We start from the raw sequence: 14,019 nt of genomic DNA, 5'->3' as shown, positions 1-14,019 counted from the left end.
CGATGCAAATGGACTTTCCGGGTCTTGATCGGTTTGATCAGGCAATCCTGGCGATTCTGTCCGAGGACGGGCGTATCTCGGTCGCAGACCTTGCGCGCCGGATCGGATTGTCGAAATCGCCCACTCAAGCACGTGTGAAGAGACTTGAGGCCGAGGGGATCATCACCGGCTATCGTGCCATGCTGGACCCGATCCGCCTAGGACTGGACCATGTGGCCTTTGTCGAAGTTCGCCTGACCGACACTCGTGAGAAAGCTCTGGCCGAGTTCAACGCGGCCGTTCGTAAAGTGCCCGAGATCGAGCAAGCCCATATGATTGCGTCGAATTTCGACTATCTGTTGAAGATACGCACGGGCTCTATGACAGAATACCGCGCGGTTCTGGCAGAGAAGATTTCGTCGCTGCCGCATGTCTCCAGCACGTCGACATTTGTGGCGATGGAGGCTGTGAAGGAAACCGGCCTGTCCGGACCACCCGATGGGGTGGGTTGACGGAGCCATCAATCGCGTCACCATTGGCGCATGAAACACGTCATTACTGCCTTTGCACTGCTGATTGCAGGGCCTACCGCCGTAAATGCAGAAGATTGCCCTGCCGCGCCGGATCACTCGGATGGAGTGTCCGGCCTGATCTCGCAGATTCAGCAGGCCGAGAATGAACGGGCCGCGCAGCTATTATCGAACCAGTTGTGGGAATTCTGGGCGGATGCGCCGGATGACAGCGCGCAGGCGGTGCTGGACCGGGGAATGACGCGCCGCAGCCAGTGGGATCTGCTGGGCGCGATCGCGGATTTCAACAAGCTGATCGAATATTGCCCGTCATATGCCGAGGGCTACAACCAGCGCGCATTCGCGCATTTTCTGAGGCAGGACTATCAGGCCGCGTTGCCTGATCTGGATAAGGCCATCGAATTGTCCCCCAACCACGTTGCCGCGATCAGTGGCAAGGCGCTGACACTGCTGGGACTGAAGCGGATTGACGAGGCGCGCGATACATTGGAACAAGCTCTGGAACTGAACCCGTGGCTATCCGAGCGTCATTTGATGGATCCCGGCGGGCCGCTGGCCCCCCAAGGCGAAGACATCTGAACACAAAAAACACCCCCGGCCTTAAAAAGGCGGGGGTGTTTCGATTTTATGGTTTAACCAACCAGACCGTTATCTGTGCGCTTGATCGCGATGACAGAAGAACGCGGTGTGCCGCCATCAGGCCAGTTGCTGCCGGGGTGCTGGATGCCGACGAACATGGTGCGCAAGTCGGTGGACCACGCCAGACCCGTGACCTCACACCCGTTCGGGCCGGTCATGAAGCGGGCGATTTCACCGGTGATCGGGTCACCAACCAGCATCTGGTTGTTGCCGTTACCTGCGAAATCTTCCTCGTTGTCATCGTTCCCGTCTGTCTGAATCCAGATCAGGCCGGTCGAGTCGATGACCATACCGTCGGGCGAGTTGAACAGGTTGCCTTCGTTCACATTGGCGGACCCTGCGCGGTCGTCTGAATGAACGGTGGGGTTGCCCGCCATGACATACAGATCCCAGTCGAAACCTTCGGCCGCGTGGTCGTCATTGGCGGGACGCCAGCGCACGATCTGACCGTATTTGTTGGCTTCGCGCGGGTTCGGGCCGTTGACTGCAGTATCGTCGCCACCAGCATTCGGTTTAACGCCACGGTTCTTGTTGTTGGTCAGGCAGCAATAGGCCTCGACCGCGACCGGGCTCGACGCAACCCATTCCGGGCGATCCATGGTTGTCGCACCAACCTTGGAGGCCGCCATACGGGTGAAGATGCGAATTTCGGCATCGTTCATCCCGGTGGTTTCCGGGGTCAGGGCCAGCCATTCCCCCTTCATGTCGTCGTTGAACTTGGCCGCATAAAGCGTGCCGTCATTCAGCAGGCTCTGGGTCTCGCCGCCGGGCTGATAGGTGCCGTTTGAGACGAACTTATAAAGGTACTCGCCCCGCTCATCGTCGCCCATGTAGACCACGACACGACCGTCAGCGGCCAGAGTGACCTCGGCGTTTTCGTGCTTGAAGCGACCCAAACCGGTGTGCTTGACCGGGGTGCTGTCTGGCTTGGTCGGATCGATTTCGACGATCCAGCCTGCGCGGTGCGGTTCATTTGGGTTTTTCGACGTGTCGAAACGCGGGTCGAACAGTTCGTATCCGTTCCAGCTTACCGCCTTGACGCCATATCGCCCGAAGCCGTCCGCGACGGCCTGATCGTAGGTGGCATTCTCGTCGGACGAACCGAAGTAACCGTTAAAGTTCTCTTCGCAGGTCAAATAGGTGCCCCAAGGCGTTTTGCCCGCACCACAGTTGTTCATGGTGCCCAGCGACGTGGTGCCGGTCGGGTCGGCCTCTGTCTTCAGCAGGTCGTGACCTGCGGCGGGGCCCACGATCTTCATTGGCGAGTTGTGGTGGATCCGGCGGTTGAAGGGGCTGTCCTTGACGACAGACCAACCATCCGGGCCTTCCTTGATTTCCATGACGGTCACGCCCTGCAGGTTTTGCAACTTCAGAACGTCCCCCGCATTGGCTGGTATACCTTCCTGCGCTGCGGGCAGGTTGATCTTGCGGTTAGGATACTCGTGATTGATGGCGATCAGCTCGTGACCCTTGAACGAGAATGTTTCCATGCCGTCCGTGTTTTCGCCGAAGATCTTGTCGGAGTTTTCAACGGCACCGCCGTCCGTCAGGTCATATCCGTCGCCTGCCGTGAACAGTGGGTCGCCCCAACGCATCAGCATCTTCCATTCATACCCTTCGGGTACGTGGACGGTGCCGTCAGTTTGCGCGGCGATCGGTGTGAATGCAAAGCGCGAAGCTTCGACCGCTTGGGCCGAGGTGGACCCCAACAGGCCAGTGCCCATCGCGGCGGCACCTGATCCAAAGGCCAGCACGCCACCAAGAAAACCGCGTCGCGAAATGGCGTTTTCGACCACGCGATCAAAGTCGTTCTCTTCTGGGCGGGGGAAGTGCAGTTCGTCCCAATCGTCAGCGGACAATGTGGCGGGATCAACGTCTTTCATGGATGGCTCCTGGCTATCTGGGTGAGGTTAGTGCTCCGCATGTAAGCGTCGATTGTGACAGCCAGTTAACAGTTGGATTGAGGAAATTCACAAGGCCGTGGTCTGCTTGGATCGCCTGCGGTTTGAACGAGCGTGCCGAAGGTCACAGGGTCAAAGTTTTTCAGAAATTGCCGCTCTGGGTCGTTGGTGTCCCCGCGGCCTCAACAAGGTCCTTGATTTTGAATTCTCTCCAGTAATTGGTGTGGCCACCAAGCCCCATGCGGACATTCGCGCCGTCGAAATCGGTTGGTCGTACACGTCCCGCGATCAGATCATCCTCTCGAAAGAAATTTCTAAAGCCCTTGACGCGCAACCCGTCGATGCGGTCGATGTCCAGATAATTGTAGTAAAGCGCATCTGAAGGCGAGCCCGAAATCCAAACCGAGAGCTGTCCGGGCAATTCCTTGCACACGTCCAGCGCAAGAATCGTGCCTTGACTGTGGCTGAGAATGAGAACGTCGAATTCATTGTCCAACAGATGCTTCACCAGAGCGCGCAACTTTGCGACAGCCTGCCTTCGCACGGATATCAGGTCAGTTTGCGGACAAAGGTAGTACAGAACATCACCGGCGGCCTTTAGCACAATGGCCAGACCGCCAAGCAGAAACGGCAGAAAAGCGAGAATGCGGACCGACCAGATCGTGTAGGCCTCCCAGATACGCTGTGCACCTTCGGACGCGTCTGGACCTGGCCGAAGAACAAATAAACAGAAGGCGGGGACCGAACAAAGAAAGATGAACGGCAGCAGCATGAGGACACGGTCAAACCAAATGCGCGCTGTGATGGCTGAATTTTCCGGGTTGGATTGTCTGGCCAAAAGAAATGACGCGAAGGGCACCAGCAGAAGCAGACCGCAAATCAGTGTCAAAAGCCCGTTGAATCGCTCGGCATTGAAAATGGAATACCCAAGGGCTTTGGAATAGTATTCCGGCCAGACGCCCAGAAAATCAGTGGATTCTGCCGAAAAGTAACGTGCTGTGCTGAGGGCTATGACCCAGACGATTGCGCCAACGCAAGAGGCGACGAAATAAGGGATGTAGACAAACGCAAAGCGTACATTTCGACTTTGCGATGACCGAAATGTAAGGCCGACCAGAATGGCTCCGATCAAGACCCATCCCGCCCCGATAGTCAGCAGTTGGGCACCCGCGTAGGGCCAAGTGCTCAGCAGAACATAGGCGCTTTCGTCTGGAAGAGCGTGCCATGCGTGAGCCGCCCACAGAAAAGCGATATACGCGACCCAGAAAAACCCGAATAGGAAATCCTTGTCGTATCTTTGAAACCACCATACCGACGCCGCCAGCACGGCAAGCCAGATGGTTGCGGGAACGTACAATCCGGCGGAAACGAACATCGAGACGATAGGCGGGTGAATCGACCAGAAAAATACGCCTAGAAAGATCAGCTTGAAGATACGACCGGGCAAAAACGGTTTGCGATCCTTGGGTTCGGCCAAATCAAATTGCAGAACCTGAAGCATGCCCAGCACAAGCAATAGTGCCTCAAGCAAGATCTTTGGTCCGGTGCTTTGCAGAGGGCGTGCGTCTGACCAGTTGGATTCGAAAAGCGAAACGCCCGACGGCATCGTTGCCTGCGTGTACCTGTACTTGCCAATCTGTAGGGTGCTGAACTGCCCGACCTCAGTGGAATTGGCGTCACCGGCCAACAAAGCTTCGATTGTGGATCCCTTGTCAGCGTGTCCAACCCCGTGGACCAGAACAATTGCGCTTTGGCCGGGCATTGCTGGACTCCTAAGTTCGAGCATGTGATCGGCGAGACGGGCAGTTGAACATAGCGATTGGGCACGAGTCAAATTGCCTGACATTGGCCTTGCTGTGATTTCGCAAACTTCGTGCGCCGTGGATGTCCCGGAACGAGTTTAGTCATGAAATTTGAGTTTATTGCCAGTTTGGTGTATGGTTTTGCCTTTAATTTCTAAATGGTTTTTGTTTTGACTTTTCCTGTTGCTCTTGTTCCGGTTGCGATTTCGGCATTGCGAAGCTTTGTGACTCTGCGCCGCCGGGTCGTGGAAATCCGCGATCTGCAACGCCTTGATGATCCGATACCGATCCTTCTACCGGTGCCATCACGACAAATTCTCATTGATGAGGTGAAAGACCCTATCGCGATGAGGGACGCTTTTGCCAGCGATCCGGTTTATCGGGCCGCGCTGGAAGTTCGTGGGCTGACAGAGCAATTCGACGCCTATCTCAGTAAAAAAGATGTCGTGACCGGCATCGATCTGGACCCCGAACGCAGCCAGGACATGTTTTGGCGCTTCATGGGATTGTACTACCAGATCAAAGAGCAAAGCGAAGGTCCGGTAAACTCGGATATCGAGGTCGACCAATCTGGCATCGATCAGTTTCTTGTTCGCTCGGCCGCAGCGACGGGGCAACCGGGCAGCACTAAGATCCTGCGCGCGGTCGCGGAAACACTGGTCGATTTTCTGGGCGACAACGCGGGTGTTTTTCTGTCCAGATCGTCCAACAAGCTGGTTCTGTCGACCATACTGCGCGAGTTTGCGGCGCGGACCGATCTGGAAACGGACGGATCGAACCGACTTTTGAAAGTCCTTATGGGGTCTGTTGCGGTTGCGGCCGCTGAACATGGTTCGGAAATCTCGGACCATCCTGCGGCGACCTTGCTTTTCAATTCACTCGGACGAATTCGGGACACGCATGGCGAAGACTTTGTCGCGCGAATTGTTACCCACGCGGGGTTCACGTCGGTTGTATCTGACTGGACTGCCAATCTGGCTATGGATCCGTACATGGTAGATCTGGTTGCGGATTTGCGCGGGCTGGACGACGGAACCTACGATCCAGAAGACCCGACATCCTTGCCGCCCGAGATGCAGCTGGTGCTGGGCGCGCTGACAAACACGGTCAAAGTCATCGGTGACAATATCGGTTCACGCGATCCGCTGGACCGAGAAGACCGGTTCCGAGAGGTGTTCGCGGCGGCCTTGTCGGGTCTCAGTCAAAACTCTGCCGCGTTGTTGCGGCAAGAACTGGACGGTGCCCAATTTATGGGATCGCTGTTGGAGGCCGTGATTGCCACGATTGGAAGAACGGATTCCATTCAGAACAGCGACCTGATTGCGCCGGTATTCCAGGACCTGCTGGGTGTTCTCTCGGGCGTCGTCGTTGATCTTGGTCAGGACCGAACACTGTCGCGGGCCGAGGAAATCCTGCAGGACTTGGCGACACGTATCACATCGGATGGTCTGAAGCAGACGCTGTCCGAGCTTGAGCCATTGGTCGGCCCAAAAGGTGCGCGGCTGATTGTGGCCGAGGTGTTTGCGGCGGCGCGGGCGCAAGGTGACCTGGAAAAAGCCGGGGACATTGAGCGGTTGCACGCCATAGCCGAGCTTTTGATGGATGAGGTGCCAGTTGTGTTGGCTCAGGGCTTGGACAGTCCAGGCGCGCTGCGCCTTGTCGGCCAGGTCGCCGTGCAGGTTCTGCCGGATGACACGCCGGACAAGGCTCTGATTGTCGGCGCATTTCCGCATGTGATCGAACTGGTCGATGGTCTGGCATCCGGACAAGGGCGCGTGGATTCGGATACGCTTGAGGCAATCTATGAGACACTTCTTACCCGGTTCGAGACGGACGCCATGGTCTGGCAGGTTCTTTCGGACGCAGAGCTGACCGGTCCGATATTCCAGGCCATCGCTTTGGTGCTGAATGGCGATGATATCCCAGACAGAATTCCCACATCACTCCGGGTTCAAATTACTGAAAAGGCGCTTGGAAAACTGTCGTCGCACGGTTTGGCTCTGGGTGAGCTTGCAGCCGGTTCTCCGGACCCGGCCCGGCTATTGCGCGAGGTCATCGAAGCACTGCTTCGTCAGGCTTTGCGCGCGGCGTTGGAACAAGTGGGCCGATGGGCCAGTGCAGAAGATGTCCCGGAAATCTTCGGCAAAATTCTCGAGCGAGCCCTGAGGAAGGACCCCGTTTCGGCGTTGGACGACCTCGAATTGAGCGAGGCTGTGACCGAGGTTTTGGCCGGTTTTAGATAGGAGAAGCGTGATGCTCCGACTTGTGTTCGTCATTATTGGTGTCGTCAGCCTGGCGGGCTGCGGGGCATCCGGCTTGTCACCGCAGGACCAAAATCGTGTCTCGGATGTTCAGGCAACCTATGACCGGGAATTTCGTGCCGCGGTGTCGTCGCAGGGCCTGGATGTAAAACCGGGCAGCTTCCCCGAAACGCTGAGGATGATCGAAACCGACCAAACCGACACCCCTCAGATCGCCAGTTATTATGATTTGCTGGAAGGTCTGATTTATTTGCAGACCGGCCAATTGGGCCTTGCGCAGACTGCTGCGTCTGACATCACTGGATCGGCCCGACAACTAAACGCCGAAGGTATTCCTCGACGTAATGCCGTTCTGGCGGAGAATTTCGCCGACATGGTGGATGCACGCATCGACACCGAAGGGCTTCGCAAACTGGATCGAAACTCGGCAGAGCACCACGCGCAGCGGGTGGCGATCGTCGGAGATATCGAGATCAGAACCGCGCGCGTTACCAAAAGGTTGTGCCGTTTGGGTGCAGCAGACGACGGCGCAGGTTTTGTTGCGGCTTATCAGGCGACAAGTTTGCTGGAAGCCGATAGTGCCCTGTCGCGCGCCTGCGTTCCGGATGCGACCGATGCCGAGGCGTGCGGGCGATTTTTGGGCAACCGCCCGCAGTTGTTTGAAGCGCGCAACATGCTTGCGGCGTTCTCTGGTGGCGCAGCCGAGACATCGCAAACCGCACAATTGCGCCGGGAAATCGATCAGGACCTGAGCCGCCGGGCGGGTGGTGCGCCGTTGCCCCCGCCAAGCGATCCGTGCTGACCAAAAGGGATGATGCGCCAACAGAGGGTGAATTCGCCATGACACCGAAAGACGACTTGAAAGAACAGACGTTTCAGGAATCGGTAACCTTGTTGTCGTTCATCACCGCGCGCGGCATTGTGGCTGAATTGCCCGAGCCCAGATTGATGGCCTTGTTCGATCTCTCGCCCAAGGACCGGCGCGACATTCCCCTGTCGGAGGTCATGAGCCTGCGTCAAAGCCTGTCCGCGGCGGTTGCGCCCGCTTTGCCCGAAACCATTCTCAGGATGGAGGAGTGGAAGGCCAAAAGCCCCAAACTTCTGGCGCGAGTGGCCCCTTTGCCAGCTATTCTCAGCCTGATCATCGTCACTGTCGTACTGATTTTTGCGGTTGGATTTGGGCTTTCCGCTCATAGCAATGTTGCGCTGCCGGACACCTACTATGATGCAGCCGTCAATGTGTTCCCCAATAGCGACGAAAAGACCCTGAGGGACAGCGACAAGAACGCGCCGTATTTCCAACCTGTGGTCGAATATCTGCAGGGCAAGTGTCGTTTCAGCGACCAGGAACTGGCGCTGGCCGATGATCGGCTTAAGCCAGAGGACGACAACGCCGTTTTCGACATAGCGCTGCGCTCAATCCGCTCGGACTGCATGGCACTGAAAGTTCCCTTGTTGTTACGAATGTTTCTGTTCTTCGGCGCATTGGGCATGCTTGGCGCAGCCTACTCGTCGATTTATGACAGCTTCAACTACGTACGCGAGGGCAGATATGACATGCGCCTGGCGTCCACCTATTACGTGCGTATTTTGCTGGGCGGGTTCTCAGGCGTTTTGATGGCGGAACCCCTCAGTGCGTTTCTGGACCAGGGCGTTTTCTCGTCGGTTTTGCTGGCTTTTTTGGGCGGGTTTTCGGCTCAGCTTGTTTACGATCTGCTGACAAAGCTGGTGGATTCTGTCGCAAACATGTTTAGGACCGACCGCCGCAAAGAGATGCGCGCGATTCATGCCCGAGCGGAACTGAATGCGCAGAAAACCATTCAAAAGGATGCGGCAATAATGCGTGCAACTTTGGTTGACGCATTGGACGAGGCCCAGAAAGAACCCGATCCGAAGGTTAGGGCGGAAAAAATACAGTCCGTGGTCCTGCAACTGTTGTCGGGATCGGATGGTGCCAACCCTGCAACCCGACAAGCCGCCAAACCCGAGGAACTGGCCGCCGACGTCCAAAACACCACTGACTTGCTGGAACTCAGCGGGCACGTCGCAGAAATCCTGCCGGACACAGACGAAGCTACAGTGACCAATGTGGCCCGCGCGCGCGCGGACCTGAGCACCGCGTGGGAAAGTCTGGGGGATGCTCCAACTGAAGCAAGCACGAAAGCCGTATCGAGTGCATTGGCGCAAGCCAAAACCCACGATCTTGCATCCAAAACAATCTCGGACGGTGTCGCGCAGCTTGGAGCCGCGCTCAGCGGTGAGGCATTGGGCGTGGTGGCGAAATCCGCGCTGGTTACGGGGTCAGTTCTGAATGCAAGTCAGATGGCCCGGTGGCGCTATGTCGCGTACGGGGCGACGGCCACAACAGTCAGCCTTTTGGATGATCTCAAAGCAGAAGACATCGAGCCCCGTTTTTCGTCGGCATCCGGGACGGATGTGGACATGGACGATTTGCTGGCGCATTTGCGCGCGGGGGACGCTGACACGTATTTCGCAGCGAATGCGACCGATTTTGGCAGCCGCGGAGATTTTGATCAGATGATCTCTGGCTGGTTGGACGTTGTCGCAAGACACACGTTCCAGTCCGAGGTCGCAGTGCTGCGCCAAGCCGTTGATTTCAGCTTGTCAGACACGCAGTTTGTTGCCGCGCTCGCGATGGTGTCGGGCAACGCGACGGCGCGTGGCGGGCTTCAAGGGCTGGAACTGGTCGGGTCTTGCGTGACGAAGTGCAAGGATCCGCAAAACACGCTGACGAGGATTGTGGTACTTGCAGACGCGGCTGCGCGTCGTGGGGGTGCCTCATGAGTATGCGGTTTGAACGGACGTTGAAATACGTCCTGCCGATGATGCAGGGCAGCGATGTCTGGGCCTTGCAAACGGAATTGATGCGCCGGGGTATTCTGCATATTTCCGATGTTGACGGCCTGTTTGGTCCCGGAACCAAAAGCGCGGTGCAACATTTCCAGCGCCAGCAGGGGTTGGAAATTGACGGGATTGTCGGAGAGGACACCGTTGCCGCGATCAATGGCGCGACCAACGAGACGCAGTCTGCCGGGGGATCAGGCGGTGGGACTGCGCCGCCACCCCAGTCCCGCCTTGTGCCCGACAGTTGGATGCCGAACGTTCGGATGGACAGGATCATACTGCACTGGACGGGCGGTGGTCATCGCCCAAGCGCGAAAGAGAAAAAGCACTATCATATTCTGATTGATGGCGAAGGTCGGTTGCATCGCGGCAAACACGCGATCAGCGCGAATGTGCCGCCGCTGCGGAACAAACCCTATGCCGCACACACCCTGAACAGCAACAGCCGTTCGATCGGCGTATCGCTTTGCGCAATGGGCGGAGATGTCCGCGAAAGCCCGTTTCGACCCGGACCATTTCCGATCACACGCAACCAGTGGGACGCGCTTGCTCAGGTCGCAGCAGAGCTGTGTCTTAGCTATGATATTCCGATTGGCCGCAAGACCGTGCTGGGACACGGAGAAGTGCAGACGAATCTGAACATTCGGCAGAATGGCAAATGGGACCCGCTGGCCCTATCTTGGGAGCCTGATCGCCCTTACGGCGAAATCGGGGATCAGATGCGATCAATGGTTTCTGACTGGCTTGATGCGCTGAAGAACCCGACGCCGGTTGCCGATGATTTCGACGAGGTCGAGGTGCCTCCGGCTGAAATCATCACCGTTGATGGGGTTGCGCTTGAAGGCGCCACAATGAACGGTCGAAGCTGGATCAAGCTGTCCCAGCTCGCGGCTCAGCAGGATTGGACGCAGCCCTTCGTTGATACGGGTCAGGGCGTCGCCACGATTTCCGAGCCTTCGCTTCGGTTCGAGGTTATGGAAACGCATGACGAAAATGGGGCCAACGTGCACTGGGTCGAGGTCGCGGATTTCAGCGAGCGTCTCGGCTATGCCATTCGCGACGCGGTGGATGGCGGGGTCACGCTGGAAAAGGTGGGTACGGAGCAAGGACCCAAAACCGTGATCGTCAGGCGTGGGCAGGTGCCCTCTCAGATTGCCCGGATACATTTAGGCGACGCCACATTGTGGAAGGAGTTGCGAACCGAGGATGGCCAACCTTTGAATGACGATCTGGCCCGCCGGTTGCAGGTTGGTCAGGTTCTGCTGTTGCCGGACGATGCTGCCCCGGCAGGCGCGGTTCCTCCGAGCAGTCCGGGGATCACTCTGACAAGCGCCGAAATCGCTGGGATTGCAGGGAAAATAGCCAAGCTTGAAGGCAACGGGCCGACCATGCAGGCAAAGCGCCGCACCGCAGTCGAGGCAATATTGAATGCCTGTGTTGAAAACGAGGTACACGATCTGTCACATCAAGCGTACATTCTGGCGACAGCGTACCATGAAACAAACCTCGGCCAGTTCATGGAGGAAATCTGGGGGCCAACCGCGATACAACGCGGATATGAAGGACGCGCCGATCTGGGCAATACACAGGCGGGCGACGGTTTCTTGTACCGTGGCCGAGGCTTCGTGCAGATCACAGGTCGCCACAATTACGCAAAGTATTCAGCGAAATTCGGCAAGGATTTCGTGAATGAGCCAGAGTTGGTCGAAACACCCGCCGTCGCGGCCGAGATACTGGTGCGCGGTATGAATGAGATCGGCTTTACTGGGCGCGGCCTTCTTGTCGACATGGGGCTGGACGGGGATTTTGACTGGTTTAATGCGCGCGGCCTGATCAATGGCGACAAAAACCGGGGCGGTGATCAAAGGTATCCGGGACTAAAAAAAGGTGAGGGGATTGCGCGAAAGGGACGTGAATACCGGGACATTATTGCAACCGTCTGATCCGCGGCATCTGAATGGATTTCCTGTCCAAAGGTGGCTTGACGATCTCTGTGACGTATCTTAAGACCACTCTCGCTGAGCGGGCGTCGTATACTGGCTATTACCTCAGCCTTCCAAGCTGATGAAGCGGGTTCGATTCCCGCCGCCCGCTCCAGATCAGCCATGAAATCTGCGTCAAAAGGCCCTTGAAGGTGTCCAATTTGGCATGCCACGCTTGACCCTGAGTGCCGGTGTCGCCAAGAAACTGCCCAACACGAACAAAAAGGGCCAGACATGGCAAGATCACATGCCGCCAGCCCGGCGAATGCTTCTGCACCAGGTGCGTCCGAAGAACGGGCAACCTCCCGGAAAGTCGGTGTGCTTGCTTCGCTTTGGCCGTTCATGAAGCCGTATCGGCTGTTGATGATCGGGGCCACACTTGCGCTGATCCTGACGGCCAGCATGACCTTGACTCTGCCGTTGGCGGTGAGGCGCGTGGTGGACAATTTCCGGGTCGAAGATGGCGAGTTGCTGGATTGGTATTTTCTGGCCGCACTGGGCATCGCCGCGATCCTGGCCGTTGGTACAGGCATCCGTTACGCGCTGGTTACCCGGTTGGGGGAACGGGTTGTGGCCGATATCCGCAAGGCCGTGTTTGACCGCGTCATCGGGATGAGCCCGGAATTTTTTGAACGGATCATGACCGGCGAAGTGCTAAGCCGGATTACCACAGATACGACGCTCATCCAGTCGGTTTTGGGCTCGTCCGTGTCGATCGCGCTGCGCAACATGCTGATGTTTATCGGTGGGCTGATTCTAATGCTTTTGACCTCGGCCAAGTTGACGGGGTTGGTCTTGTTGCTGATCCCGCTGGTTGTGGTGCCGATTTTGGTTCTGGGTCGTCGGTTGCGCGTCATCAGCCGCGAAAACCAGGACTGGATCGCGGCTTCGTCCGGCAATGCGGGTGAAGCGCTGGGCGCGGTTCAGACCGTCCAGGCCTTTACCCACGAACAGGCCAGCCGCGCTCAGTTCGGAGCGATGACAGAAACTTCGTACGAAGTTTCTCTGCGCCGTATCCAAACGCGGGCCGTATTGACGGTGATCGTGATCTTTCTGGTGTTCTCGGGCATCGTGGGCGTGCTGTGGATGGGGGCCAATGACGTCCGCAATGGAGTGATGACCGAAGGGGTTCTGATTCAGTTCGTGATCTACTCGATCATCATGGCTGGGTCTGTCGCAGCCCTCTCGGAAATCTGGAGCGAGCTGCAACGCGCGGCCGGTGCCACCGAGAGATTGGTCGAGCTGTTGAACGCCGAAGACACAGTGAATGACCCTGCACAGACCAAGGCCCTACCTGTCCCGGTGCGCGGTGAAATTCGCTTTGACGACGTCACTTTTCACTACCCATCGCGCCCCGATGCCGTGGCGCTGGATCATTTGTCCCTTCAGGTCAGCCCCGGAGAAACAGTCGCTTTTGTTGGCCCGTCTGGCGCGGGCAAAACAACGGTGATCCAGATGATCCAGCGGTTCTACGACCCCGACGCCGGGCATGTCTGCCTGGATGGCGTGGATCTGCGCGATCTCGACCGGGCTGTGTTCCGCCGCCACATGGCCCTGGTGCCTCAAGACCCGACCATCTTTGCCGCCTCGGCGCGCGAGAACATCCGCTTTGGCCGGCTCGACGCAACCGATGCCGAGGTTGAGGCCGCCGCCCGCGCAGCTGCGGCGCATGATTTCATCTCGGCCTTGCCGGAAGGCTACGACAGTTTCGTCGGTGAGCGAGGTGTTATGCTTTCGGGCGGTCAGAAACAGCGCATCGCCATTGCCCGAGCGATCCTGCGCGACGCGCCGGTGCTGCTGTTGGACGAGGCGACCTCGGCGCTGGATGCGGAAAGCGAACGCGCGGTTCAAGGTGCTGTGGATCAGATGCGTGCGGGCCGGACCACTTTGATCGTCGCGCACCGGCTAGCAACGGTCAAAAAGGCTGACCGAATAGTGGTCATGGAAGATGGACGCATCGTGGCGCAGGGCACCCATGACGATTTGGTGGCGCAGGACGGGCTATACGCGCGTCTGGCGCGCTTGCAATTCACAGACGGTATAGCTGCGGAATAAGGTGA

At 57.7% G+C, this 14,019-nt stretch carries 9 protein-coding genes and 1 tRNA gene; 8 read left to right on the top strand and 2 right to left on the bottom strand.

Annotated elements, in window-relative coordinates; genetic code table 11:
* Positions 1–2: 2 nt before the first annotated feature.
* Both ACR0CR_RS05275 and ACR0CR_RS05270 read left to right on the top strand, forming a co-directional pair.
* Positions 3–491: an Lrp/AsnC ligand binding domain-containing protein gene (locus tag ACR0CR_RS05275; protein WP_170655815.1), complete on the top strand. Its 489-nt coding sequence runs from the start codon at positions 3–5 to the stop codon at positions 489–491.
* A gap of 30 nt (positions 492–521) precedes the next feature.
* Positions 522–1,088 carry a tetratricopeptide repeat protein gene (locus ACR0CR_RS05270; protein ID WP_480597388.1) on the top strand — a complete coding sequence of 189 codons (567 nt, stop codon included), beginning with the start codon at positions 522–524 and terminating at the stop codon, positions 1,086–1,088.
* A gap of 53 nt (positions 1,089–1,141) precedes the next feature.
* Here the strand turns inward: ACR0CR_RS05270 and ACR0CR_RS05265 are convergent, their stop codons facing one another.
* Both ACR0CR_RS05265 and ACR0CR_RS05260 read right to left on the bottom strand, forming a co-directional pair.
* The gene (locus tag ACR0CR_RS05265) at positions 1,142–3,031 is read right to left on the bottom strand and encodes a PhoX family protein (RefSeq protein WP_480597385.1); all 1,890 of its coding nucleotides are present in this window, start codon (positions 3,029–3,031) and stop codon (positions 1,142–1,144) included.
* 160 nt (positions 3,032–3,191) lie between these two features.
* Entirely contained in the window at positions 3,192–4,811 is a 1,620-nt protein-coding gene (locus ACR0CR_RS05260) for a hypothetical protein (protein WP_480597383.1), read from the bottom strand.
* A gap of 210 nt (positions 4,812–5,021) precedes the next feature.
* Here ACR0CR_RS05260 and ACR0CR_RS05255 point away from each other — a divergent pair, with 210 nt between their 5' ends.
* The 6 genes from ACR0CR_RS05255 to ACR0CR_RS05230 all read left to right on the top strand — a co-directional run bounded on the left by ACR0CR_RS05255 (position 5,022) and on the right by ACR0CR_RS05230 (position 14,014).
* Complete coding sequence (locus tag ACR0CR_RS05255; protein ID WP_480597382.1) at positions 5,022–7,094, top strand: hypothetical protein; 2,073 nt, start codon at positions 5,022–5,024, stop codon at positions 7,092–7,094.
* 10 nt (positions 7,095–7,104) lie between these two features.
* The gene (locus ACR0CR_RS05250) at positions 7,105–7,914 is read left to right on the top strand and encodes a hypothetical protein (RefSeq protein ID WP_480597380.1); all 810 of its coding nucleotides are present in this window, start codon (positions 7,105–7,107) and stop codon (positions 7,912–7,914) included.
* Between the two features lie 38 nt (positions 7,915–7,952).
* Entirely contained in the window at positions 7,953–9,917 is a 1,965-nt protein-coding gene (locus ACR0CR_RS05245) for a hypothetical protein (RefSeq protein ID WP_480597378.1), read from the top strand.
* The gene (locus ACR0CR_RS05240) at positions 9,914–11,920 is read left to right on the top strand and encodes a peptidoglycan-binding protein (protein WP_480597376.1); all 2,007 of its coding nucleotides are present in this window, start codon (positions 9,914–9,916) and stop codon (positions 11,918–11,920) included. The genes ACR0CR_RS05245 and ACR0CR_RS05240 overlap by 4 nt, the downstream gene beginning before the upstream one ends.
* 79 nt (positions 11,921–11,999) lie before the next feature.
* A tRNA-Gly gene (locus ACR0CR_RS05235) sits at positions 12,000–12,074 on the top strand.
* 119 nt (positions 12,075–12,193) lie between these two features.
* Positions 12,194–14,014, top strand: coding sequence for an ABC transporter transmembrane domain-containing protein (locus ACR0CR_RS05230; RefSeq protein ID WP_480597374.1), 1,821 nt, complete (start codon positions 12,194–12,196; stop codon positions 14,012–14,014).
* Positions 14,015–14,019: the final 5 nt, after the last annotated feature.

It is taken from the genome of Ruegeria sp. AM2 (genome assembly GCF_056540685.1).
This window is presented reverse-complemented; position numbering and strand designations above follow the sequence as displayed.